The 23,369-nt window shown below is 67.9% G+C and carries 21 protein-coding genes; 10 read left to right on the top strand and 11 right to left on the bottom strand.

Features of this window, described 5'->3' with window-relative positions:
• Positions 1-105 precede the first annotated feature (105 nt).
• The 4 genes from AC1DW4_RS13955 to AC1DW4_RS13940 all read left to right on the top strand — a co-directional run bounded on the left by AC1DW4_RS13955 (position 106) and on the right by AC1DW4_RS13940 (position 4,969).
• Positions 106-2,418 carry a TonB-dependent receptor gene (locus AC1DW4_RS13955; protein WP_477017863.1) on the top strand — a complete coding sequence of 771 codons (2,313 nt, stop codon included), beginning with the start codon at positions 106-108 and terminating at the stop codon, positions 2,416-2,418.
• An 84-nt stretch (positions 2,419-2,502) separates the two neighbouring features.
• Positions 2,503-3,723, top strand: coding sequence for an NADP-dependent isocitrate dehydrogenase (locus tag AC1DW4_RS13950; RefSeq protein WP_477017862.1), 1,221 nt, complete (start codon positions 2,503-2,505; stop codon positions 3,721-3,723).
• Positions 3,724-3,839: 116 nt separating this feature from the next.
• The gene (locus AC1DW4_RS13945; protein ID WP_477017861.1) at positions 3,840-4,427 is read left to right on the top strand and encodes a DUF2939 domain-containing protein; all 588 of its coding nucleotides are present in this window, start codon (positions 3,840-3,842) and stop codon (positions 4,425-4,427) included.
• Positions 4,424-4,969: a DUF2939 domain-containing protein gene (locus AC1DW4_RS13940; protein WP_477017860.1), complete on the top strand. Its 546-nt coding sequence runs from the start codon at positions 4,424-4,426 to the stop codon at positions 4,967-4,969. The genes AC1DW4_RS13945 and AC1DW4_RS13940 overlap by 4 nt, the downstream gene beginning before the upstream one ends.
• On the opposite strand, the gene alaS is transcribed toward AC1DW4_RS13940, so the two are convergent.
• Together alaS and AC1DW4_RS13930 are read right to left on the bottom strand one after the other, a co-directional pair.
• A complete protein-coding gene (alaS, locus tag AC1DW4_RS13935) occupies positions 4,970-7,624 on the bottom strand; it encodes an alanine--tRNA ligase (protein ID WP_477017859.1) in 2,655 nt (884 codons plus the stop codon).
• Between the two features lie 81 nt (positions 7,625-7,705).
• The gene (locus AC1DW4_RS13930) at positions 7,706-7,909 is read right to left on the bottom strand and encodes a hypothetical protein (protein WP_477017858.1); all 204 of its coding nucleotides are present in this window, start codon (positions 7,907-7,909) and stop codon (positions 7,706-7,708) included.
• 133 nt (positions 7,910-8,042) lie between these two features.
• On the opposite strand from AC1DW4_RS13930, the gene AC1DW4_RS13925 reads away from it, so the two are divergent.
• Entirely contained in the window at positions 8,043-8,411 is a 369-nt protein-coding gene (locus AC1DW4_RS13925; RefSeq protein WP_477017857.1) for a thiol-disulfide oxidoreductase DCC family protein, read from the top strand.
• A gap of 152 nt (positions 8,412-8,563) precedes the next feature.
• Positions 8,564-8,860 carry a hypothetical protein gene (locus tag AC1DW4_RS13920; RefSeq protein WP_477017856.1) on the top strand — a complete coding sequence of 99 codons (297 nt, stop codon included), beginning with the start codon at positions 8,564-8,566 and terminating at the stop codon, positions 8,858-8,860.
• A gap of 199 nt (positions 8,861-9,059) precedes the next feature.
• Here the strand turns inward: AC1DW4_RS13920 and recA are convergent, their stop codons facing one another.
• The 7 genes from recA to chpT all read right to left on the bottom strand — a co-directional run bounded on the left by recA (position 9,060) and on the right by chpT (position 15,868).
• Positions 9,060-10,142, bottom strand: a complete 1,083-nt coding sequence (gene recA / locus AC1DW4_RS13915; RefSeq protein ID WP_477017855.1) for a recombinase RecA — start codon at positions 10,140-10,142, stop codon at positions 9,060-9,062.
• Between the two features lie 204 nt (positions 10,143-10,346).
• The gene (locus AC1DW4_RS13910; RefSeq protein ID WP_477017854.1) at positions 10,347-11,132 is read right to left on the bottom strand and encodes a DUF1223 domain-containing protein; all 786 of its coding nucleotides are present in this window, start codon (positions 11,130-11,132) and stop codon (positions 10,347-10,349) included.
• A 72-nt stretch (positions 11,133-11,204) separates the two neighbouring features.
• A complete protein-coding gene (locus AC1DW4_RS13905) occupies positions 11,205-11,912 on the bottom strand; it encodes a class I SAM-dependent methyltransferase (RefSeq protein WP_477017853.1) in 708 nt (235 codons plus the stop codon).
• Between the two features lie 30 nt (positions 11,913-11,942).
• Positions 11,943-13,829 (bottom strand): M20/M25/M40 family metallo-hydrolase, encoded by a 1,887-nt coding sequence (locus AC1DW4_RS13900; RefSeq protein ID WP_477017852.1) that lies wholly within the window; start codon positions 13,827-13,829, stop codon positions 11,943-11,945.
• A gap of 58 nt (positions 13,830-13,887) precedes the next feature.
• Positions 13,888-14,703: a CheR family methyltransferase gene (locus tag AC1DW4_RS13895; protein ID WP_477017851.1), complete on the bottom strand. Its 816-nt coding sequence runs from the start codon at positions 14,701-14,703 to the stop codon at positions 13,888-13,890.
• A 32-nt stretch (positions 14,704-14,735) separates the two neighbouring features.
• Positions 14,736-15,107, bottom strand: coding sequence for a response regulator (locus AC1DW4_RS13890; RefSeq protein ID WP_477017850.1), 372 nt, complete (start codon positions 15,105-15,107; stop codon positions 14,736-14,738).
• Positions 15,108-15,199: 92 nt separating this feature from the next.
• Positions 15,200-15,868 carry a histidine phosphotransferase ChpT gene (gene chpT, locus AC1DW4_RS13885; RefSeq protein WP_477017849.1) on the bottom strand — a complete coding sequence of 223 codons (669 nt, stop codon included), beginning with the start codon at positions 15,866-15,868 and terminating at the stop codon, positions 15,200-15,202.
• Between the two features lie 64 nt (positions 15,869-15,932).
• Between chpT and cysQ the strand changes: the two genes are divergently transcribed.
• Positions 15,933-16,715, top strand: coding sequence for a 3'(2'),5'-bisphosphate nucleotidase CysQ (gene cysQ, locus AC1DW4_RS13880; protein ID WP_477017848.1), 783 nt, complete (start codon positions 15,933-15,935; stop codon positions 16,713-16,715).
• An 8-nt stretch (positions 16,716-16,723) separates the two neighbouring features.
• Here cysQ and AC1DW4_RS13875 read toward each other — a convergent pair whose 3' ends face one another.
• Complete coding sequence (locus AC1DW4_RS13875) at positions 16,724-17,995, bottom strand: hypothetical protein (RefSeq protein WP_477017847.1); 1,272 nt, start codon at positions 17,993-17,995, stop codon at positions 16,724-16,726.
• Between the two features lie 96 nt (positions 17,996-18,091).
• Positions 18,092-20,029 (bottom strand): acetate--CoA ligase, encoded by a 1,938-nt coding sequence (gene acs, locus AC1DW4_RS13870; protein ID WP_477017846.1) that lies wholly within the window; start codon positions 20,027-20,029, stop codon positions 18,092-18,094.
• A gap of 122 nt (positions 20,030-20,151) precedes the next feature.
• Here acs and AC1DW4_RS13865 point away from each other — a divergent pair, with 122 nt between their 5' ends.
• From AC1DW4_RS13865 to tdh, 3 genes are read left to right on the top strand one after another with little or no spacing between them, the layout of a single operon-like run.
• Positions 20,152-21,069, top strand: a complete 918-nt coding sequence (locus AC1DW4_RS13865) for a DUF4232 domain-containing protein (RefSeq protein WP_477017845.1) — start codon at positions 20,152-20,154, stop codon at positions 21,067-21,069.
• 39 nt (positions 21,070-21,108) lie between these two features.
• Positions 21,109-22,305 (top strand): glycine C-acetyltransferase, encoded by a 1,197-nt coding sequence (locus AC1DW4_RS13860; RefSeq protein WP_477017844.1) that lies wholly within the window; start codon positions 21,109-21,111, stop codon positions 22,303-22,305.
• Positions 22,305-23,357 (top strand): L-threonine 3-dehydrogenase, encoded by a 1,053-nt coding sequence (gene tdh, locus AC1DW4_RS13855; RefSeq protein WP_477017843.1) that lies wholly within the window; start codon positions 22,305-22,307, stop codon positions 23,355-23,357. Before AC1DW4_RS13860 ends, tdh begins: the two co-directional genes overlap by 1 nt.
• Positions 23,358-23,369: the final 12 nt, after the last annotated feature.

Below are 23,369 nucleotides of genomic sequence, written 5' to 3'. Positions count from 1 at the left end.
GTCCTGATCCCCCTGGTCGCAAGGCCGGCGTCAGCGCAGACCTCTGTGCCTGCGTCCGCGCCGCAAACCTTCAACCTGCCTCGTCAACGCGTTGATGAATCCCTGATGCGGCTGGCGCTGCAGTCGCGGCGATCGCTCGGCGGCGACATCGCGCAGTGCCGGTCGATAGCCCCGGCCTTGCGTGGGACCATGACGCTGGACCGGGCGCTTAGCCAGGTGCTGGAGGGATCGGGCTGTCGCTGGACGCTGACGTCCAGTGGGGCGATCGTCATCCGTCGCGTCGCAATAGCGGTGCCACGCAATGTCGGATCGGTGTCGCCTCCACGTCTGGCGGAGCCACCGCCGGTGCCGGATCCCTCCGTGGAAGACTCGGTCGCTCTTTCGGACGTCATCGTGACGGCCGAACGGCGGGTCGGTCGGGCGCAGGCTTCGGCCACCAGCCTCAGTGCGGTGGACGAGGATCGTCTGCGCCTGGCGGGCGTCACCGACATGATCGGGCTGGATGCCCTGGTGCCCGGCATGACGGTGACGAACCTGGGTTCGGGCCGCAACAAGATCCTGCTGCGCGGCATGTCGGACGGGACGTTCACCGGCCTGACCCATTCGACGGTGGGGCTTTATCTCGATCGGGTCCCGCTGACCTATAGCGCGCCCGACCCGGACCTGAAGTTGGTCGATGTGGACCGGGTCGAGGTGCTGCGCGGACCTCAGGGAACGCTGTACGGCACAGGCCCGATCGGTGGCGTGGTTCGGATCGTGCCGCGAGCCGCGGACCCGCTTCGCGCGGATCTGGGGGCGTCGATCAGCCGGTCGTGGACGCGGCAAGGCGGGGAGAACCGAGACGAGTCGCTGTTCGCGAACCTGCCGCTGTTCGACGGGGATCTGGCCTTGCGAGCGGTGGCCTACGAGGAGCGGTTCGGCGGCTATATCAACGACATCAGCCTGGCCATGCCACGTGTCAACGAGGGCGCGCGGCGCGGCGGGCGATTTTCGCTGGTTCGACGGCTGGCGGACGACTGGTCGGCCAACCTCGGTGTCGTGCACCAGACGATCCAAACCGAGGATACCCATTACATCTATCGCACCCTGGGGGGACTGACCCGCGCCAACCTGGTTCGCGAGCCGCACCGCAACACGTTCGACGAGGTCCACGCCGGGCTGAGCGGAGGCGGCGACTGGGGCCACCTCGATTTCACCGTCGCCTCGGTCCGGCACAAGTTCATGAGCCGATACGATGCGTCCAGCGCCCTGCGCTCGTTCGGCTCCGGAGCCACTCTGGGCGCCCTCGATGATTTTCAGAACACGGACCTGACCACGGTCGACGTCAGCTACGCGTCCCGGCCGCAGGGGCGGTGGCGCTGGACAGGCGGGGCCTTCTATTCCAGCGGGACGACGCGCGCGGACAGTCAGGTCCAGGCGCTGCGGACCGTCGAGACCACGATCTATCGCGAGGTCCGTCGTGACCGGACCAGCGAGATCGCCGCCTTCGGTCAGGCCAGCTTCCAGCTCATGCCGACATGGACGCTGACGGGCGGTGCCCGGCTTTCAAACTTTGACCAGCGGGTGACCTCCAGCGTGGCTCACCGCGGGACGATTCGGCGCTTCGAGGGCAGCGACAGCACGACGACCGTGTCGCCGATGGTTTCGGTGTCCTGGCAGCCCAGCGATGCGTGGAACCTGTACGCATTGGTCAGCCAGGGCCGACGGTCGGGAGGCTTCAATACCGCAGGCCCGTCCGGGCAGCGGTTCGATGGACAGTTGGGAAACCCGGCGCGTCAGTATTCGCCCGACACCCTCACCAATTATGAGGTCGGGGCCAAGGCGCAGCTGTGGAATGGCCGCGTTCAGGCGCGCGCCACGGCATTCTTCGCCGACTGGCGGGATATCCAGAGTGATCAGTTCCTGCCCAGCGGTCTGTCCTATGCGGTCAATGTCGGAGACGGGCGCAACGCCGGGCTGGAGGTCGAGATCAACTGGCAGGCAACCGACGGCCTTGAAATTCATGCGAACGGCCTTCTGGCGCACCCTGAGGTCACCAGTCCGAGTCCAGGGTTCAACTCGCGCTTCAACGCAGGCCTTCCCGGCGTGCCCGAAAGCTCGGCCAATGTCTCAGCGGACTACCGACGCCCGATGGGCCGGGGACTGAACCTGATCGCCCAGGCAACGGTCGCCTATGTCGGTGAATCGCGGCTGACCTTCGATGCCGCCAAACGCTATCGGATGGGCGAATACGTCACCGGGCGCGCCTCGATCGGGATCGAGGCCCGGCGGTGGTCGGCCACGGCCTTCGTGGACAACCCGTTCGACACAGAGGCCAACACCTTTTCCTATGGCGACCCGTTCCGTCTGCCGGAGGCCCTGGCCAGTACCCCGTTGCGGCCGATCACCGGCGGTCTGACCCTGACTGTGCGCCGCTAGGCACGATCGGCTTTGCCACCCGGCCCCTGCGTCGCTATACCGCCCGCCACCTCCCCGCCCATCCAGCACGCAAGGACCGCTCCCATGGCCAAGATTCAGGTCGCCAATCCCATCGTCGATATCGACGGCGACGAGATGACCCGCATCATCTGGCAGTGGATCAAGGACAAGCTGGTCTTTCCGTTCGTCGACATCGACCTGGACTACTACGACCTGTCGATGGAGAACCGCGACGCCACCGACGATCAGGTGACGATCGACGCCGCCCACGCGATCCAGAAGCACGGCGTCGGCGTGAAATGCGCCACCATCACCCCGGACGAGGCGCGCGTCGCCGAATTCGGCCTGAAGAAGATGTGGAAGTCGCCCAACGGCACGATCCGCAACATCCTGGGCGGGGTGGTCTTCCGCGAGCCCATCATCTGCTCGAACGTGCCGCGTCTGGTGCCCGGCTGGACCCAGCCGATCGTCGTCGGCCGCCATGCCTTCGGCGACCAGTACAAGGCCACCGACTTCCTGATGCCCGGCCCCGGCACCCTGACGATCAAGTTCGTCGGCGACGACGGCAACGTCATCGAGCACGAGGTGTTCAAGGCTCCCTCGGCCGGTGTCGCCATGGGCATGTACAACCTGGACGACTCGATCACCGACTTCGCCCACGCCAGCTTCGCCTTCGGCCTGCAGCGCAACTATCCGGTCTATCTGTCGACCAAGAACACGATCCTGAAAGCCTATGACGGCCGCTTCAAGGACATCTTCCAGGCCGTGTTCGACGAGCATTATGCCGCCGAGTTCAAGGCCAAGGGCCTGACCTATGAGCACCGCCTGATCGACGACATGGTGGCCGCGGCCATCAAATGGTCGGGCGGCTTCGTCTGGGCGTGCAAGAACTACGACGGCGACGTGCAGTCCGACATCGTGGCGCAGGGCTTCGGTTCGCTGGGTCTGATGACCAGCGTGTTGCTGACCCCGGACGGCAAGGTGCTGGAATCCGAAGCCGCCCACGGCACGGTGACCCGCCACTATCGCCAGCATCAGAAGGGCGAGGCGACCTCCACCAACTCCATCGCCTCGATCTACGCCTGGACGCGCGGCTTCGCGCACCGGGCCAAGCTGGACGACAATGCCGAACTGGCCACCTTCGCCGAGACGCTGGAGCGCGTCGTGGTGGAGACGGTCGAGGCCGGCTATATGACCAAGGACCTGGCGCTGCTGGTCGGTGATCAGCAGGGCTGGCTGACCACCGAGGGCTTCCTCGACAAGGTCGCCGAAAACCTCAAGGCCGAACTGCCCGACATCGGCTGATCCCACGTCACTGGATTATTTCGACCCCGCCGGAGCCTCTCCGGCGGGGTTTCGTTTGAGCCGTGACGCATCCCGTGCATTGATGCGGTCTGCGCCGGAGGAGGGGAGACCACCGCGTGAAGAATATTCTGGGCAAGCTGGTGCTGGTCGCCATCGCGCTGGCGGTCGTGTCGTTCTTCGCGGCGCCGGCCGTGGCGTTCTTCGGCATCCGGTCGGCGGCGCAATCGGATGACGTCGCCGGACTGCAGAGACTGGTGGACTTCGACGCTGTGCGGGCGTCGCTGCGGCCCCAGCTGTCGAACCGGCCCGAGGCCCTGACTCCACCGCCGTCCTTCATGAACGATCCGATCGGGGCCTTCCGTCGCCAGTTCGAGGACGTCGCCGCGCCCCAGGGACCGAACCCCGATGCCTATCTGACGCCCGAAGCCATCGACGGCCTGTTGCGGGGCGAGGGTCGCTATACCGCCGTCGTCGGCACCGCGACGATGGAGGCGGACAGCCGGCCTGCACCATGGCCTTCGCCGCGCTACTGGGGCGTCAACCTGGCCCGCATGGCCGTGACGGACGAGGGCGGGTCCGACACCGTCTTCACCTTCGCGCGCAAGGGGCCGTTCGAATGGAAGCTGGTCCACATCGGACTTCCCGACGGATCGACACCGCCCACGACACCCATCCCCACGACGACGCCGGAGACGAAGCGATGAAGGGCCTGTTCAAGGGGCTGATCGGCCTGGCGATCATCGGGTTTCTCGTCGCCTATTTCGGCTCGCCCTTCCTGACGGTCCGATCCCTGGTCGCGGCGGCCGAGGCGGGCGATGAAGCGGCGCTGGAGCGGCTGGTCGACTTCCCCGAGTTCCGCGAGAGCCTGAAGGACGAGCTGACGGCCCGGCTGATGGCGGAGGCGCAGGACGATCCGCGCGTGCGCGACAGCGGCCTGGGCGGGCTGGGCATGATCCTGGGGCCGATGCTGGTGGGCGGGGCCGTGGACGCGCTGGTCAATGCGCCCACCGTCGCCGCCATGGTCCGCACGGCCAAGGTGCCCGATCCGACGGACCGTGACGCCGGGCCCTCGACGCCGGAGAACGACCGGCCGGAAATCCGCCAGTCCTATGGCTATCGCGACATGAACACCTTCGCCGTGCGTCTGACCGACGTCGAGCGGCCGAACCAGACCCTGAAGCTGCTGCTGACGCGCCAGGGCCTGTTCGACTGGAAGCTGACGGGCATCGACCTGCCCGCCGGCTGATCAGCCCGCCAGCGCGGCCCGCACGGCTGCCAGGCCTGCCTCGGCCAACGATCCGTCCGGTGCGCCGCCCTGAGCGAAGTCGGCCTTTCCTCCCGCGCCCTGACCGCCCATCGCGATGACGGCGGCGCGCGCCAGATCGGCCGCGTTGACGCGATCGGTGACGTCCGAGGTGGCGGCCACGGTGACCGCCGCCTTGCCGTCGGTCACGCCGATCAGGGCGACGACGCCCGAGCCGACCTGCTTTCGGAAGTCCTCGGCCACGCCGCGCAGGCCCTTGCCGTCGACGCCGTCGAGCACGCGGGCGATCAACTTGACGCCATTGATCTCCTCGGGCGCGGCGTTGGCCGAGCCGCCGCCGCCGCCGCCGCCGAGAGCCAGCTGTTTCTTCAGCTCGGCGACCTGTTTCTCCAGGGCCTTGCGTTCGGTGGACAGGGCCTCGACGCGGGCCGGGACGTCCAGAGGCTGGACCTTGAAGGTCTGGGCCAGGGATCTGGCGACGCCGGCCTGGGCCAGCAGGAACTGGCGCGCGGCCTCGCCGGTCAGGGCCTCGACACGGCGGATGCCGGCGGCGATCCCCGTCTCGGACGTGATCTTGAACAGGCCGATATCGCCGGTGCGGGCCACGTGGGTGCCGCCGCACAGTTCGACCGAATAGGGCTTGTCGTCGGTGAGCGACTTGCCGAGCGTCAACACCCGGACCTCGTCGCCGTACTTCTCGCCGAACAAGGCGACGGCCCCGGCTTCGATGGCGTCCTGTGGCCCCATCAGCTTGGTCTCGGCAGGCAGGTTCTGGCGGATGACCGCGTTCACCTCGGTCTCGATGCGGGCCAGCTCGTCCTCTGTGAGCGGCGCGCCGTGGCTGAAGTCGAAGCGCATGCGCTCGGCATCGACCAGCTGGCCCTTCTGGGCGACGTGGGGGCCGAGCACATTCTTCAGCGCCGCATGGACCAGATGCGCGGCCGAATGGTTGGCGCGGGTGGTCAGGCGGGCGTCCGGCGCGGCGCGCAGTTGGGCGCGCGTACCGATCGTCAACGTGCCCGAGGTCACCTCGATCGTGTGGGCATAGAGGTCTCCGGTCGGCTTCTGGACGTCCAGGACGCGAGCCGATCCGCCCGCCCATTCAATCTCGCCCTTATCGCCGGCCTGGCCGCCGCCTTCGCCATAGAAGGGAGTCTGGTCGAACAGCACCTCCGCCGTTTCACCGGGCTCGACGCTGTCGGCCACGGCACCATCCTTCAGGATCGCCAGCACCTCGCCCGAGCCGTCGACGGCGTCATAGCCGGTGAAGACGGTCGGTCCCAGACGGTCCTTCAGCGCCAGCCATTCGCCGGTCGAGGCGGTCTGGCCCGAGCCCTTCCAGTTGGCCTTGCCGCGCGCCTTCTGCTCTTCCATGGCGGTGTCGAAAACATCGGTATCGACGGTGAAGCCGCGACGGCGGGCCTCGTCCTGCGTCAGATCAAGGGGGAAGCCGTAGGTGTCATGCAGGGTAAAAGCCGTGCGCCCGGAAATCACGCCGCCGTCCGACAGCGAGGCGGTCGCATCGTCCAGCAGGCCCATGCCGCGACCGAGCGTGGTGCGGAAGCGGACCTCCTCCTGCTTCAAGGTGTCTTCGATCGACGCCTGGGCGCGCGCCAGTTCGGGATAGGCCTCGCCCATCTCGCCGACCAGCGTCGGGACCAGCCGGTGCATCAGGGGATCGGCCGCGCCCAGCAGGTGGGCATGACGCATGGCGCGGCGCATGATGCGGCGGAGCACATAGCCACGCCCCTCGTTCGACGGAGTCACACCGTCGGCGATCAGGAAGGACGACGAGCGCAGGTGGTCGGCGATGACCCGGTGGCTGGCGGCGCGGTCGCCCTCCGCCTTCGTGGAGGTGGCGTCTTCGGAGGCAGCGATCAGGGTCTGGAACAGGTCGGTGTCGAAGACCGAGTTCTTGCCCTGGAGCACGCTGGTCATCCGCTCCAGCCCCATGCCGGTGTCGACGCTGGGCTTGGGCAGGGAACGAACGATCTCGTCGTTCTCCTTCTCGAACTGCATGAAGACGTTGTTCCAGATCTCGACGAACCGGTCGCCGTCCTCGTCGGGAGACCCGGGAGGCCCACCGGCGATGTGATCGCCGTAGTCCCAGAAGATCTCGGTGCAGGGGCCGCAGGGGCCGTTGTCGCCCATGGCCCAGAAGTTGTCGGACCCTGCGATCCGGATGATCTTGTCGTCGGAAAATCCGGTGACCTTCTTCCAGATCGCGGCGGCCTCGTCGTCGTCGATATAGACGGTGACCAGCAGGCGTTTGGGGTCCAGACCGTAGCCCTGGGTGACCAGTTTCCACGCCTGGTCGATGGCGTGTTCCTTGAAATAGTCGCCGAACGAGAAGTTGCCCAGCATCTCGAAGAAGGTCAGGTGCCGGGCGGTGTAGCCGACGTTGTCCAGGTCGTTGTGCTTGCCACCCGCGCGCACGCACTTCTGCGAGGACGTCGCGCGCGGATAGGGCGGCGTCGCGGCCCCGGTGAAATAGTCCTTGAACGGCACCATGCCCGCGTTGACGAACATCAGCGTCGGGTCGTTCCGGGGCACCAGGGGGGCGGAGTGCACCTTGGCGTGACCGTCGGCCGCGAAGAAGTCGAGGAAGGTCGAACGGATCTGTTTCAGGCTGGACATGGCGATCAGTCTTCAGGCGAGCGGCGAACGGGAAGGGGCCTCATATAGGCTTTCGCGGGCGCTGGCATCACCCGCGCGCGATCAGGCGTCGTCGCCCGCATCATCGACGGCGTCATCCTCGTCGGACAGCAGGGCGTCGAGGGCTTCGATGATGGCATCGAGCTGTTCGGCGCTGGCGGCGACGCGCAGCAGGCCGCCCTGATCGCCGCCGATCTCGAGCACATAGCCGTCGTCAGTTTCGGCCAGGTTGAACTGGGTCAGGGTCTGAATGTCGTCGTCGGCCATCTTGGGGTTCCGTGGAGAGGATTGAGAACGATCCAACGCATGAAGCGGGGGAAGGGGGCGTGACTGGGGCAACCCGGTGGGGCGCGGCGTCGCGGCGCGGGGACGATGGCGGGCGGACGGCCTATGTTGGGCCATGGCCGAGGTGGAAGTCTGGTTCGATGGGGATTGCCCGCTGTGTCGGCGGGAGATCAACCTGATGCGCAGGCTGGACCGGCGCGGCGCCATCGTCTTCACCGACGTGGCGACGGGGCAGGGCAGCTGTCCGATCGACCGGGCTGACCTGCTGGCCCGGTTCCACGCGCGCGAGGACGGACGTATGGTGTCGGGGGCCGAGGCCTTCGCGGCCATGTGGCGGGCGATCCCGGTCCTGGCTCCGTTCGGACGGATGGCCCGGAACCGGACGGTGCTGGGTCTGATGGAGCGGCTGTATCTGGCCTTCCTGAGGGTTCGGCCCACCTTGCAGCGATTGGCTCGGGGATCCGGGTCGGGTCACACGGCCTAGGCGTTGCTGGCACCATCGCGACAGCGATGCGCGCGTTAAGGTTTCCGGCGTGTTTACTTTGAGATTGCACGTATTTGTGAGTTGCAACTCGAGGTGGAGGCCTACATCGTCCGTGAGCGCAGTCCCGCGCATGAGTAGAGGGAGCGTTCAAAGTGAAGACTTTCAAGCGAGCTGTACTGTCACTGGCTGCCGCAGCAGCCTGTTCTGCAGCCATCGGTCCGGCCCAGGCGCTGGCGATTCAGTCCTACGACCCAGACTTGATCGCCTATTCCTATGTCTACTATGCTGACGAGGCCAAGACGGAGGTTCTTGGCTACGCTTCGGATCGATGCGGACAGAGCGGAAGCTATGTCTACGTGATCCGCCCCTACATCCCCACGCCCTACTACGATCAGACGCAGATTTTCGTGTGCTCCGGCGGAGGCCCCTACCTGCCGCCGGACTTCTGAGCCACACCGCCACAGCGAGATGGCAAAATGGGCCGCCCGGTTCGCACCGGGCGGCCCAACTCCGTCCGGCCCGATCCCTGCGTGGGTCGGCGGCGGGTCGCGGGGACCAGCCGGGCGGAGTGTCTCGATGGGGTCCGCACGCGTCAGCCCGACTGAATAAAAAAACAGTCGACCGTGCAGACCGTGCAGACCTGTCAGGTCAGCCTTCCAGATCCTGGCCTTCGTCCGGCTCGGGCGTGCCCAGCAGTTCGTCGGCGATCTTGGAGGTGGACTTGCGGACCTTGTCCTCGATGGCGTCGGCCATGTCGGGGTTGGCCTTCAGGAAGGCGCGGACGTTTTCGCGGCCCTGACCGATCCGGGTCGAGTCGTAGGAGAACCAGCTGCCCGACTTCTCGATGATCCCGGCCTTCACTCCCAGATCGATGATCTCGCCCAGCTTGGAGATGCCCTCGCCATACATGATGTCGAAGATGACCTCGCGGAACGGAGGGGCGACCTTGTTCTTGACCACCTTGACCCGGGTCGTGTTGCCGACGACCTCGTCGCGATCCTTGATCGCGCCGGTGCGGCGGATGTCCAGACGGACCGAGGCGTAGAACTTCAGCGCATTGCCGCCCGTGGTCGTCTCGGGCGAGCCGTACATGACGCCGATCTTGTGCCGGATCTGATTGATGAACAGCACGATGCAGTTCGACTTGGAGATGGAGGCCGTCAGCTTGCGCAGGGCCTGGGACATCAGGCGCGCCTGAAGACCCGGCAGGCTGTCGCCCATCTCGCCCTCGATTTCGGCGCGGGGCGTCAGGGCGGCGACCGAATCGACTACCACGATGTCCACGGCACCGGAACGCACCAGGGTGTCGACGATCTCCAGCGCCTGTTCGCCCGTGTCGGGTTGCGAGACCAGCAGGTCGTCCAGGTTCACGCCCAGCTTCTGGGCATAGCCGGGGTCGAGCGCGTGTTCCGCGTCGACGAAGGCGGCGGTGCCACCGGATTTCTGGATCTCGGCCACGGTATGCAGAGCCAGGGTCGTCTTGCCCGAGCTTTCAGGCCCGAACACCTCGATCACCCGCCCGCGCGGCAGGCCGCCGATGCCCAGCGCCATGTCCAGGCCCAGCGACCCGGTGGACACCGAGGGGATCACATCGGCGATCCCGCCCTTGCCTAGCTTCATGACCGAGCCCTTGCCGAAGGCCCGGTCGATCTGCGCGATCGCCGCCTCCAGCGCGCGCTGCTTGTCGCCGTCGTCCTTGCCCACCAATTTCAATGCTGCCTGCGATGCCACCTTGCCACTCTCCCTTGCCATGATTCCCGATTAAGCCTTGGGGGAGAGGCCCGCCTTCGATCCAATGATCGTGACCCGCTCCCTGTGAGCCTGACTATGTGCACGGTTTGTTCCGGTTGCCAATATGTTCTTTTGCGGAGCAGGCGGAAGGGCCCCAGGCTACGTCCGATTTTGACGTACCCCGTTTTTCCTTTTTGCTGAAGCCTAACCCTTGGCCGCCGCAAGGATCGGGCCGCCGTTCGGGGCCTGGACCAGCACCGCCGTCGCCAGACCGGCGCGGGTCGCGGCGGGCAGGCGATAGCCGACGGTCTGGCCGCGCCAGTCGCCGAGCCGTACCAGTTCGCGCACGACGTCGGCATGGGGCAGGGTGCGGCCGCCGTTCTCGCCACGCTCGACGGGCACATTGATCGGGCGGGGTTCGTAACGGATCAGCCAGACGTCCGCAGGCGCGGCGGGGGCCGCACCGCCGGCGAAGCCGACCGCGCCGTCGCGGAACTCTACCGCCGGTCCGTTGAAGGGACGGTGACGATCGATAAGGCCCTGGATCTGGGCCATGCGCTGGCCGACGACGTCGGCGCGCCCGTCGACCACGACCTGCGGCGTCCAGACGTTGTCGTTACCCAGGCCGCGCTGATAACTGCGTTGGCGCTGGGTGAAGGCGTCCTGGGCGAAGGTGTCCTTCCAGCCAAGACCGTCCCAGTAGGTCACGTTCCAGCTCAGGGCCAGGATGTCAGGCCGGATCGACAGGGTCACCAGATTGGCATTGGCCGGCGGGCAGGAGTTGCAGCCCTGGCTGGTGAACAGCTCCACCACCGTCAGGCCTGATGCGGCGGGGGCCGGCGGAGGCGTGGGGGCCGCTTCCGCGGGACGCGCCGTGCCCCGGCCCGCGATCAGGGCGGCGGCGATGACGCCGATGCTGCCGAACAGAGCCAGACGCCGACGCAGGTCGGGGTGGCTGGACAGGGTCGCGGTAGGGGCGGGGCGCGTCATGACGGTCTCTCTCTCGAACGATCTGCTCGGGCCTTCGCCGAGAGGGTCGTCGAGGTTACCGCGCCTTTGATGTCAGTGCGATGTCGGCTCGCGCACCGCGATCAGCGACTTGGTCAGGCCGGCGACGACCTCGTCGTGATGGACGGCGTCGGGATACAGGAAGCGGAATTGGCCTTTGTCCAGCAGGCGGGCATGCTGAACGTCGCGCATCGCCTGACCCATGTCGGGAGCCTTGGGCGAGAAGCCGTGACCGCGTTTCAGCAGGGCCCGCGCCCGGCTCTGTTCCGAGCGCCAGTGGAAGAAGGGCGCGCTGAAATGCGGCTCGACCGGGAACCAGAAATAGGGCGTCTGGACATAGTAGGCGGGGGCCAGGCGGCGGCAGGCGGCGGCGAAGGCCTCCATCCGCTCCCAGTCGCCGACGTGCTCGATGACCGAGTTGGAATGCACCATGTCGAAGGCGTGATCGGCATATTGAGGCAGGTCGCAGGCGTCGCCGTCGATGACCTTGAACAGGGCGGGGTCGTATTCCTCGTCGACGCCGCCGGGGTTCACGACCGTGATGTGCACCCCGGACGCATCCAGGAAGGCACGGTCGAACAGGTTCCAGTAATCGGGCTCTCCACCCAGATCGATGATGCGGACCGTGCCCCTGGCCGCATGGATGCGCTGGATCATGCCGACGATCCGGCGGCTGCGCGCGCGGCGAAAGCGCGACACCAGCGAGTTCGGATCGGTGGAGTCCTGCAGGGCATGGATCAGGTTCATGGACGAACGATACACGCGGGGGTTTTCCGGGCCGTTAAGGCCGGGTCAGGTCGGCCCACCCACGACTGGCGCAGGCATCGGCTCGGCATAGCGCGCGGTCAGGCAGACGCCGCAGGCGAGGATCAGGCAGGCCGCCGCCCCGGCCGCCAGGGTCGCCTTCGCGTGCTCGGGGGCCAGGGGACGGGCGAACAGGAGCACCAGCAAGGCCATCAGCGCCAGGGCTCCGGGGATGTCCATGCCGACGCCCAGGAAGACGGGATGGGCCAGGGTCACCATCCAGGCTCCACCCAGGATGGTAGCGATCGCGGCCGGAATCAGGGCGCGGGCGCTGACTAGCCGCGCGCCGATCAGGGCACAGGCGGCCGCCGCCGCCGCCGCGAGCAGGCCGGGCCAGACGAAGATCAGGGCCGCCTCGGGTGCCGCGCCCTGCGCGACGCAGCCCAGCAGCAGGATCAGGGCGATCAGCCCGAGCCATCCGCCCCAGACGGTCTTCGGCGCGGTCTGGCTCCAGATCGACAGGGCGATCGCCACGCCGCCCGCGCCCAGCAGCGCATAGTCGACGCCGCTCAGGATCATGATGGCCGCGACGCTGGCGATCACGACGCCGGCCAGAATGCGGGGTCCCAGGGCGGCGCGCCCGGCCAGGGCGGCCAGGGCTACCGCGACGACGGCGAGGGCGGCCCCCGCCTCCATCCACGGAAGCCGCCTCAGCAGGGTGTAGTAGACCTCGGCGGACTCGGCCCGCGCGGCCGAGGGGCCAGCCAAGGCGCGGACCCCGTGGGTGACCACGATCCCCATGGCCAGCAGCCACAGTCCCGACAGCATTCCCCGCCCGACATCGGCCGCGGTCAGGCCCGTCGCATGACGGGCACCCCAGGCGGCGAAGGCCAGCAGGGCGGCGGTGATCGCCAGCAGCGTCCATCCCAGTCCGGTCGAATGGACGATGAAGAGGCGTCCCAGGATGTCGCCATAGACGACATTGGCCCCGGCCACGGGCAGGGCATCGGCCCGGATATGCGCATCGGTCGCCTCCAGAGCCTGGGAGCCGATGTGCTGCAGCGCGCCCTGGTCGAGGTTTTCAGGCGTGGCGCTCGGCGAGTGATACTGGGACGGGCGACCGATGAAGGCGAAGTTGACCCCGCCGATGCCCCGGTTCTTGGGAATGGTGAAGTCGGTGCCGTTGGGCATGTTTTCGTACACGAAGATCGACAGGGCGTTCGACGTCGCGCCGCCGTCGGCCTTCCTCGCAGCCTGGGTGAACAGGCGAACGGTCTCCGCATTGCCCCGGCCGGTCTCGAACATCATGGCCCGGCCGCCGCCGCCGCGCGCCTCCAGATTGACCACGGCTCCGATCCGGTCGCGCAGGGGATTTTCCGAAAAGAACAGCCGCGCGCCATCCAGGTTCAGTTCCTCTGCATCGGTCAGAAGGACGACCAGGGTCCGGTCGGCCGGGCCACGCGCCTTGATCGCGCGGACGGTCTCCAGCACGGCCGCCACGCCCGCGCCGTCGTCGGCCGCGCCCGGTGATCCCCAGGCGCTGTCGTAATGGGCCATCAGGACGACGGCGGCCGCACCCGGATCGCGCCCGGGCAGGACGCCGACGACGTCCACTGCGGCATTGCCTGCCGCTGCCGGGTCACCGCCCCAGCGCGTCAGGCGGGTGATGGCTTCTGGCGACAGGGCCCCGGATTGCAGAATGGGATTCAGCCCCAGGGCCGTCAGCCGCTGGACCAGATAGGCCTGGACCCGGGCGTGTTCGGCCGATCCGACGGGATGGGGGCGAACACCGATCTGGCGCACGTCGGCCATGGCGCGCTGGGCCGAGAAATCGGTGGCGGGGGTGCGACTGTCGCGCGGTGCCGGCACCTGCAGCGCCCAGACCCCGATCACAAGGGCGAGCGCCAAGGATCCCAGAAACAGAGGCCACCGCATGATCGTCATCCCCGACACCCGGTCAGAATAGGGGGCGAAACCGGGCGGTGTCGATGACCTAGGCGGCCCGGCTCAATGCCGATGGTGCCTTCACATACAGGCCGCGCCGGCCGCCCACGGGGCGGAAGGCGATGGTGTCGCCATCGATCCGTTCGTCGGCACCCAGGATCAGGACGCCGTCGTCCACCAGGCGGCGCTCCAGATAGTCGACGACCTGACCGCGCTTGCCGGGCTCCATTTCCGCCAGGACGTTGCGGCACACGATGATGTCGAAGCGGGCTTCGTCCGCCGGTGCATCCAGCAGATTATGCCGCGCGAAGCGAACCGCGTTCCTGAGCGCGGGCCGGATGGCCCAGGCGTCCTCGGCCGGCTCGAACCAGCGCAGCATGGTCTGGGCCGACAGTCCGCGCTGAATCTCAAAGGCGCTGAAGACACCAGCCCGGGCCTTGTCCAGGGCCCGCTGGGACAGGTCGGTGGCGACCACATCCAGGTTGGCCCCCGCATCCAGCCCCGCCATGACCAGGGAATAGGCCTCCTGTCCGCTGGAACAGCCCGCCGACCAGACCTGAACCCGGCCTTCGGGGCGGACGCGACTGATGGCGGGCAGGAGTTCGCGCGCGAACGTATCGAACACCGCCCGGTCGCGACGGAACCAGGTCTCGGGGTTCAGCAGGGCCTCGATCACGGCCCAGCCTAGCGAGGCCACCGGCTTGACCCAAAGGGTCGCCAGCATGGCGTCGACGCTGTCGAAGCCCTCGCGGCGCGCCACCGGAGCCAGCCGATGCTCGGCCAGGTGGATCCGGTCGCGGCCCAGCCGGAAGCCGGCCCGCGAGGACAGCAGCGCCTGCAAACGATCGAAGTCGTCCTGGGTCATGGCTGAGCTACGGTCGGGATCATGGTTCGGCTTCAGACGGCTCCGACTTCGGACAACTTGGAGTGGAGGATTTCACCGTCGAACGGCTTCATGATGTAGTCGTCGGCCCCGGCCCCCAGCGCCTCGGCGATACGTTCGGGTGCCGTCTCGATGGTGCAGAACAGGACCTTGGGATGATCGCCGCCGGTCTGGGTGCGCAGTCGGCGGATGAAGGTCAGGCCGTCCATGACCGGCATGTTCCAGTCCAGCAGGATGACGTCGGGCATCAGGCCGGCGCAGTAGGACAGGGCCTCGATGCCGTCGGCGGCCTCGTCGACCTCGAAGCCCAGACCTTCCACGATGCGCCGCGCGACCTTCCGGATGATCCGACTGTCGTCCACGATGAGGCAGGTCCGGACATCCACGGTTTGGTCGTTCTCCCAACGGTCGGAATCAGGTCTGCCGTTTCAGGTCCATAATCAGGCCCGGGCGGTTAACGACTCGTTGGTCGGTTAGATTAAGACGGCATCGTTCCCGTCAAAACGACGCGCCCGTCCCCCGCCTCGACATCGAGCCGTCCGCCCTGCTGCTGGATCGTCAGCCACAGCCAGTAGGGCTGGACCCACTGCCCGGCCAGACCCTCGGTCAGACGTTGTCCGGCAAGGCCGGTGGACGCCTCGGCCTTCAGCCTCGCCCGCGCGCCCTCGGCGATCCCGAGCAGCACCAGACCGTCCGAGCCGGCACGCGCCGTGACGACGGCCTGCCCGCCCATCGGCAGGGCGGCGACGGTCAGATAGGCCAGATTGACCAGCGCCCGGGCCTGCGGCTTGCCGAAATCCGCGACCTCCAGCCGCCAGTCCAGCGTGGCCCGTCCGCCGTGGGTGACGCCATCGACCAGCGCCCTCAATTCCTCGCCCGTGAAGCGCTCGGCCGTGGTCGCGGCCCCGAAGGCGACGCGGCAGAACTGGACCAGGGCGACCATCTTTTTCGCACTGTCGGTGATCAGGCTGATGGCGTCGTCGCGCATGTCCTGAGCGGTCGGATCGTTCAGTAGATCCAGCCCCGACACGATCGCGCCCGAGGGACTGATGAAGTCGTGGCACAGCTTGGCGGCGATCAGGCTGGCCAGCTCGGGGCCGTCCATCGGAAGTGCGTCGAGCGGGGTGTCGAAGGCGGCATCGGTCATGGGATCGAAGCTGGGGTGATTTGCCCCTTCGCGAAACCACCCCTCATGGTCTATCCCCCGCGAAATGACCTCTTCCCTCGACGCCGACCTCGCCTCCGGTGCCCTGCACGACCACATCGCCGAGATCGCCGAGGACGCCGCGCGTGTGATCCTGCCCTACTGGCGGGCGGGCGGCGAGGTATTCGCCAAGGCCGACGACAGCCCGGTGACGCTGGCGGACCGCGAGGCCGAGGCCCTGATTCTGTCGCGGCTGAAAGCGCTTTACCCCGATATCCAGGCCGTGGCCGAGGAACAGTCGGAGGCCGAAGGGCGACCGGCCAGCGCGGACGCCGTCTTCTGGCTGATCGACCCACTGGACGGCACCAAGGGGTTCGTCGCGGGCAAGGAGAGCTTCACCGTCAACATCGCCCTGATCCGCGACGGCCACCCGATCGCGGGGGTCGTCACCGCGCCCGCTACCTCGACCACCTGGCGCACGGCGGTCGGCGGGGGAGCGGAGATGCGCCGCTTCGGCGAGCCCTGGCGCACCATCAAGGTCCGCAACCGGCCGGACGAGGGCATCGCCCTGCTGAGCCACAGCGTCACCGACGAAGAGGCGGCCCGCCTGGCCGCCCGCCACGGCTGCACGCGGTGGCAGGGCACGGATTCCTCGCTGAAATTCTGCCTGATCGCGGAAGGCCGCTTCGACGCCTACCCCCGCACCGGTCCCACCTCGGAATGGGACACCGCCGCCGGCCAGGCCGTTCTGGAGGCCGCCGGTGGCCGGGTGCTGGCCGCCGACGGATCGCCCCTGGCCTATGGCAAGCCCGGCTTCGCCAACGGCGGCTTCGTGGCGATGGGCGGGTAGGCCTCGCCTTAAGCCCGGACGCTCAGGCCCAGCATCAGCCCCTTGGCCCGGTCCGCCAGGACGGGCACGCCGTGGTCGCGGGCGGCCTCTGCGGCTTCGGACAGGACGAAGGCGGCCTGGTCGGGTTCGGTGCCCATCAGCTGGGCGCGGGCGATCATGACGCGGGCCATGGCGATCTGGTCGATGGCCCATTCGACGGCCGACGGCGGGCCGCCGCGTTCGGCCAGACGACGGCGCACCCGGGTCTCGATCCGGGTCAGGGTCATGACGTCACCGGCGTCGCTCGCCCGGTCGATCTCGCGCGACGTCAGCAGGTCCAGCGCCAGCCCGCCGAGGATCGTGCCCTGTCCGGCGGTCAGGGCCTCAGCCTGCGTCAAAGGCTCGACCGGCGTGGCCGGATCGACGGCGCGCGCGACCTGGATGGCGATCCAGTCCATCGGGCTGTGATCCGGGGTGAACTGGTCGGCGGCGGCCTCGAACATCGCGTGGCCCGCTTCGACCGCCTCTGCGTCGTCAGCCATGGCCGCCAGCGCGGATAGACCGGCCCCGCACAGGGCCAGGGCGCGAGCGCGGGTCAGCGGGCGAGTGTCAGGCGACGACGCCTCGACCAGCGCTTTCAGGTCGCGCCCGGCCTGGTCCAGCAGACGGGGATCGCGCTGGAGAATGCCGCCTTCCAGCGCCAGGGCGGCGTTGTCGAGGCGAAGGTCGTCGGATTCTGTCGGGTTGTGCTTGACCATGGCATGCAGGGCCGCGTCCATCAGGGCCGCGGCGTCCAGGCGGTCGGCGGTCGTGCCGCTCAGCCGGGCCTGACGCGCGCGGATGCGGGCATGGACGCCAGCGCTGGAGGCCAGGGTGGCCAGGCGGCGGGGTGATGTCTGCCGTGCGGCGTGGGTGGCTTCGTCCAGGGCGTCGCGGTCGCCGAACAGGTCGAACGAGGTCAGCAAAGCCATGGCTCGCGCCAGTCCGGCCCGTGCCTGCTCGTCCTCGTTGGTGGTGGCGTTCAGGCTGTCGTCAGCGGTCGCCATGGCCTTGACGATGCTGTCCCTCCGGCCCGTCCGCCGGGCGTGCTCGCGCCACAGGGCCGAGGCGCGCAGCCAGGTGCGGGCCGGATGACGACAGGAGACGCGGCCGCCGTCGGTGGTCAGGGCGCGGGCCTCGATCGCCAGCAGATCGACACCGATCAGTTCCAGCCAGCCCAGGTCGTCGCTGTCGCGCGCCTCTCCGAACAGCTTCCGGATGTCCCTGCCGAACTCGAACATGGCCACGTCGTTTGTCTCCATCCGTCCCGCTCCGGGACCGATCCATCGCTTCTGCGCCTCACCTAGCAAGCACGACGCCGACCGGGCGTTCCGGCCCATCGCGAAAAGTTCAACGCGTCAGCCGGCCCGGTTCTTCACCAGATCATCCACCACGGCCGGATCGGCCAGGGTCGAGGTGTCGCCGAGGGAGCCCAGGTCGTTCTCGGCGATCTTGCGGAGGATCCGGCGCATGATCTTGCCCGACCGGGTCTTTGGCAGGCCGGGGGCCCACTGGATGACGTCGGGCGCGGCGATGGGGCCGATCTCCTTTCGGACATGGGCGACGAGAGACGTCTTGAGGTCGTCGGTCGCCTCGACACCGGCGTTCAGCGTGACATAGGCATAGATGCCCTGGCCCTTGATGTCGTGGGGAAAGCCGACCACGGCCGCCTCGGCCACGTCGTCATGCAGGACCAGCGCTGACTCGACCTCGGCCGTGCCCATCCGGTGGCCCGAGACGTTGATGACGTCGTCGACCCGGCCGGTGATCCAGTAATAGCCGTCCTCGTCGCGGCGGCAGCCGTCCCCGGTGAAATACTTGCCGGGATAGGTCGAGAAATAGGTGTCGAAGAAACGCTGGTGGTCGCCCCAGACGGTCCGCATCTGGCCGGGCCAGCTGTCGGTGATGCACAGGTTGCCGGACGCCGCGCCTTCCAGCACGACACCTTCGGCATCGACCAGTTCCAGCTCCACGCCGGGCAGGGGTTTGGTCGCCGAGCCGGGCTTCAGGTCGGTCGCGCCGGGCAAGGGGGCGATCAGGGCGCCGCCGGTCTCGGTCTGCCACCAGGTGTCGATGATCGGCAGGCGGCCCTCGCCGACCACCTCGTGATACCAGCGCCAGGCCTCGGGGTTGATGGGTTCGCCGACCGTGCCGAGCAGCCGCAGGCTCTTGCGGCTCGATGATTTCACGGGTTCGTCGCCGTCGCGCATCAGGGCCCTGAGCGCCGTGGGGGCGGTGTAGAAAATCTCGACCTTGTGCTTGTCCACCACCTGCCAGAAGCGGCGGTTGTCGGGGTGGTTGGGCACCCCCTCGAACATCAGGGTCGTCGCCGCATTGGCCAGAGCGCCATAGACGACGTAGCTGTGGCCGGTGACCCAGCCGACGTCGGCCGTGCACCAGAAGACCTCGCCGGGCCGATAGTCGAAGACCAGCTCGTGGGTATAGCTGACCCAGAACAGATAGCCGCCGGTGGTGTGCAGCACCCCCTTTGGCTTTCCGGTCGAGCCTGAGGTGTAGAGGATGAACAGCGGATCCTCGGCGTTCATGGGCTCGCACGGACAGTCGTCGGAGACGCCGTGCTTTGCTTCGCCGTAGCGGACATCGCGGCCCGGTGTCATGGGCACGTCGGCGTTGGTGTGGCTGATGACCAGGACGGTCTCGACGCCGGACACCTTCTCGAGCGCCGCATCGACATTGGCCTTCAGCGGGATGCGCTTGCCGGCGCGCAGGCCTTCATCGGCGGTGATGACGAACTTCGATCCGCAGTCCTCGATCCGGCCGGCGATGCTGTCGGGGCTGAAGCCGCCGAAGACCACCGAATGGATCGCGCCGATGCGGGCGCAGGCCAGCATGGCGACCGCCGCGGCCGGGATCATCGGCAGATAGATCGTCACGCGGTCGCCCTTCACGACGCCCAGGCCTTTGAGCACATTGGCCATGCGACACACCTCGCGGTGCAGCTCGGCATAGGTCAGGTGGCCGGACTGGGCCGGGTCGTCGCCCTCCCAGAGGATGGCGGTCTGGTCGGCGCGTTCGGGCAGGTGGCGGTCGACGCAGTTGAAACAGACGTTCAGCACCCCGTCGGCGAACCAGCGGATGCGGAAGTCGGACCTGTCGAACGAGACGTCCTTGATGATCGTGGGCGGGGTGATCCAGTCCAGCCGTTTCGCCTGTTCAGCCCAGAAGGCGTCCGGCGTCTCGCGCGCCGCGACCCTGGCGGCGTCATACCCGGCCGCGTCCATGTGCGCGCGCTTCGCCCAGTCGGGGGAAACGGGATACAGGTCGCGGTCGTTCATGCTGGGTCTCCTGGCGTCAACCTAGCGGCTGGCGCCGGGTGCCAACAAGCGATCTTCCCGGCTGTATGGTGGAGCTTTTGTCGCCTGGCCACGTTAACCTTCAGACTTCATCGGGGATCGTCATGTCTGCACATCGTTTCGTCGCCTTTGGTCTGATGGGCGCTCTGGCCCTGTCGGCGTGCAACAAGCCCGAGGAGCCGGTCGAGCCGGCAACCCCTGTGACGGCACCGCCGACCGCCGCCACCCCGAGCGCGCCGTCGATCGGCTACGCCTGCGAAAGCGGCCAGACGGTCAGCCTGCAGTATCCCGACAGCGCGACGGCCCAGGTCACCTACAAGGGCCAGACCTATGCCCTGCGGCTGGTCCAGTCGGGCAGTGGTGCCCGCTACACGGGGTCGGGCCTCGAGTGGTGGCTGGCCACGCGAGACGGGACCGAAAGCGCGACCCTGAGCCGGCTGGGACCGAACGACGACGTCGGCGTCGCCGTGCTGGAGCGGTGCAGCCGCCCGTCGGCCAATCCCGATCTGCCGGTGCCGGGACCGTCGCAGCAACCTCAGCCCGCACCGGGTGGCGTGCTTCCGGCGGCGACGCCGTGTCAGGCGGCGAACCTGCGGCTGGGCGCGGCGGGTGGTGATGCGGGCGCGGGGAATCGGGTGGGTATCGTCAGCGTGCTGAACACGGGTCCCGCCGCCTGCGGCCTGTCCGGCTATCCCGCCCTCAGCCTGCTGGATACGCGGGGTCGGCCGATCACCAGCCTTCGCGTCGATCAGAACCCGAATACGGCGACGCCCGTGACAATTCCCATGAACGGCCGCGCCTATTTCGACGTGGCCTGGACGGTGGTGCCAGACGAGAGCGCGGGACAGACGACCTGTCCGTCGGTCGCGCAACTGGCCGTGCGGATCGCGGGCAGCCCGACGCCGTTGACGCTGGCCATGGCGTTCCAGCCGTGCGGGGCGCGCATTCGGGTCAATCCCTACCGGTCCTCCGCCGATCCGGCGGATGCGCCGGCGCCGATCCCGGCCTCGGCGACGACCTGACGGCTTTCCCCGGTCGGGGGGAGGGGGTATGACCCGCCGATGCAGACAGCGACCTTTCACGACCGTATCGCGGCCGAGCTTTCCGACATCGACGCCCAGGGGCTGACCAAGCCCGAGCGGGTCATCCAGTCCCGGCAGGGGCCGGTGATCGAGGTGGGCGGCAAGCGGGTGTTGAACTTCTGTGCCAACAACTACCTGGGTCTGGGTGGCGACGACCGGGTGGTCGCGGCGGCCAATGCGGCGACGGAAAAGCGCGGGGCGGGCACGGCCTCGGTACGCTTCATCTGCGGCACCCTGGATATCCACAAGGAACTGGAACGGGCGATCGCGGACTATCTGGGGTTCGAGGATTCGATCCTGTTCGCCGCCGCCTTCGATGCCAACGGCGGTCTGTTCGAGCCGCTGTTCGGGGCAGAGGACGCCATTGTTTCCGACAGCCTGAACCATGCCTCGATCATCGACGGGGTGCGGCTGTGCAAGGCCAAGCGGTACCGGTTCGCGAACTCCGACATGGCCGATCTGGAGGCCCAGCTTAAGCAGGCGCGGGCGGATGGGGCGCGCGACATCGTCATCGCCACCGACGGCGCCTTCTCGATGGACGGCTACATCGCAAAACTGGGCGAAATCCGGGTGCTGGCCGACCGCCACGGCGCGCTGGTCATGGTCGACGACTGCCACGCGACCGGCTTTCTGGGACCTCAGGGGCGGGGCTCCTATGCGCACCACGGCGTGAAGGTCGACTTCGTCACCGGCACCTTCGGCAAGGCGCTGGGCGGGGCCATGGGTGGCTTCATCTGCGCGACGGCCGAGGTGGTGCAGCTGCTGAAGCAGCGGGCGCGGCCGTATCTGTTTTCGAATGCCCTGGCTCCGGGTGTGTGCGGCGCCTCGCTGGAGGCCATCCGGATCGCGCAGGGGTCCGAAGGCGACACGCTGCGCGCGCAGTTGACCGCCAACGCCGCCCGTTTCCGGGGTGCGATGACCGAGGCGGGATTCGACCTGCTGCCGGGTCAGCATCCGATCGTTCCGGTCATGCTGGGCGACGCCAAGCTGGCGCAGACGATGGCGGCGCGGATGCTGGAGCTCGGCGTCTACGTCATCGGCTTCAGCTTCCCGGTGGTGCCGCGAGGCGCGGCGCGTATCCGGACGCAGATGTCGGCGGCGCATACTTTTGACCATATCGATCAAGCGGTCGCGGCGTTCACGACGGCCGGCAAGGAACTGGGAGTGATCAAATAATGACCGACACCATGAAGGCCCTGGCCAAGATGCGGCCCGAGGTTGGGCTGGAGCTGATCGACGCGCCGATCCCCGTGGCGGGGCCGGAGGACGTGCTGATCCGCGTGCATCGCACGGCCGTCTGCGGCACCGACATCCACATCTGGAACTGGGACGAGTGGTCCCAGAAGAATGTGCCGACGCCCATGATCACGGGCCATGAGTTCAGCGGCGAGATCGTGGCGATCGGATCAGACGTGAACCGGCCGCTGAAGATCGGCCAGCGGGTCTCGGCCGAGGGCCATGTCATCGACCTGAACTCCGAGGCGGCGCGGGCGGGCCACTTCCACCTGGATCCGCACACGCGCGGCATCGGCGTGAACCGCCAGGGGGCCTTCGCCGAGTTCGTCGTGGCCCCGGCCTTCAACGTGATCGAACTGCCCGACGACGTGTCCTACGAGGTCGCGTCCATGCTGGATCCGTTCGGCAATGCGGTGCACACGGCCCAGCAGTTTGACCTGCTGGGTGAGGATGTGCTGGTCACCGGCGCGGGTCCGATCGGCATGATGGCGGCGGCCGTGGCGCGGCATGCCGGCGCCCGGACCGTGGTGCTGACCGACATCAACGACTTCCGGCTGGATCTGGCCCAGAAGGTCGCGCCGGGCGTGCGGACCGTGAACACGACGAAGGAGGACCTGCGCGACGTGATGAAGGAGCTGGGCCTGAAGGTCGGCTTCGACGTGGCGCTGGAGATGTCCGGATCGCCGATCGCCTTCAGGCAGTGCGTCGACACCCTGATCATGGGTGGCGGCATGGCGCTGCTGGGCATTCCGTCCAGGCCGATGGAGACGGACTGGGGCGCGATCATCCTGAAGGCGCTGACGATCAAGGGCGTCTATGGCCGCGAGATGTTCACGACCTGGAGGAAGATGCTGGGCCTGCTGAAGGCGGGGCTGGACCTGGAGCCCCTGATCACGCACCGTCTGGCTTACGACCGCTACCGCGAGGGATTCGACGCCATGAAGTCGGGTCAGTCCGGCAAGGTCATCCTGGACTGGGACAAGGCTGCGTGACGGCCTAGGGGC

The organism is Brevundimonas sp. P2_A6, from assembly GCF_056404975.1.
The sequence above is the reverse complement of the archived record's forward strand: the minus strand, read 5'-3'. Positions and strand labels throughout refer to the sequence as shown.

What these genes read in the sequence shown, in the direction of transcription:
- AC1DW4_RS13895 (WP_477017851.1), bottom strand. Translation starts at nt 14,703, where the DNA reads ATGACCCAGGACGACTTCGATCGTTTGCAGGCGCTGCTGTCCTCGCGG.
- AC1DW4_RS13900 (WP_477017852.1), bottom strand. Translation starts at nt 13,829, where the DNA reads ATGCGGTGGCCTCTGTTTCTGGGATCCTTGGCGCTCGCCCTTGTGATC.
- cysQ (WP_477017848.1), top strand. Translation starts at nt 15,933, where the DNA reads ATGACCTCTTCCCTCGACGCCGACCTCGCCTCCGGTGCCCTGCACGAC.
- chpT (WP_477017849.1), bottom strand. Translation starts at nt 15,868, where the DNA reads ATGACCGATGCCGCCTTCGACACCCCGCTCGACGCACTTCCGATGGAC.
- AC1DW4_RS13930 (WP_477017858.1), bottom strand. Translation starts at nt 7,909, where the DNA reads ATGGCCGACGACGACATTCAGACCCTGACCCAGTTCAACCTGGCCGAA.
- alaS (WP_477017859.1), bottom strand. Translation starts at nt 7,624, where the DNA reads ATGTCCAGCCTGAAACAGATCCGTTCGACCTTCCTCGACTTCTTCGCG.
- AC1DW4_RS13910 (WP_477017854.1), bottom strand. Translation starts at nt 11,132, where the DNA reads ATGACGCGCCCCGCCCCTACCGCGACCCTGTCCAGCCACCCCGACCTG.
- AC1DW4_RS13875 (WP_477017847.1), bottom strand. Translation starts at nt 17,995, where the DNA reads ATGGAGACAAACGACGTGGCCATGTTCGAGTTCGGCAGGGACATCCGG.
- acs (WP_477017846.1), bottom strand. Translation starts at nt 20,029, where the DNA reads ATGAACGACCGCGACCTGTATCCCGTTTCCCCCGACTGGGCGAAGCGC.
- AC1DW4_RS13940 (WP_477017860.1), top strand. Translation starts at nt 4,424, where the DNA reads ATGAAGGGCCTGTTCAAGGGGCTGATCGGCCTGGCGATCATCGGGTTT.
- AC1DW4_RS13955 (WP_477017863.1), top strand. Translation starts at nt 106, where the DNA reads ATGCGGCTGGCGCTGCAGTCGCGGCGATCGCTCGGCGGCGACATCGCG.
- AC1DW4_RS13950 (WP_477017862.1), top strand. Translation starts at nt 2,503, where the DNA reads ATGGCCAAGATTCAGGTCGCCAATCCCATCGTCGATATCGACGGCGAC.
- AC1DW4_RS13860 (WP_477017844.1), top strand. Translation starts at nt 21,109, where the DNA reads ATGCAGACAGCGACCTTTCACGACCGTATCGCGGCCGAGCTTTCCGAC.
- tdh (WP_477017843.1), top strand. Translation starts at nt 22,305, where the DNA reads ATGACCGACACCATGAAGGCCCTGGCCAAGATGCGGCCCGAGGTTGGG.
- AC1DW4_RS13925 (WP_477017857.1), top strand. Translation starts at nt 8,043, where the DNA reads ATGGCCGAGGTGGAAGTCTGGTTCGATGGGGATTGCCCGCTGTGTCGG.
- AC1DW4_RS13865 (WP_477017845.1), top strand. Translation starts at nt 20,152, where the DNA reads ATGTCTGCACATCGTTTCGTCGCCTTTGGTCTGATGGGCGCTCTGGCC.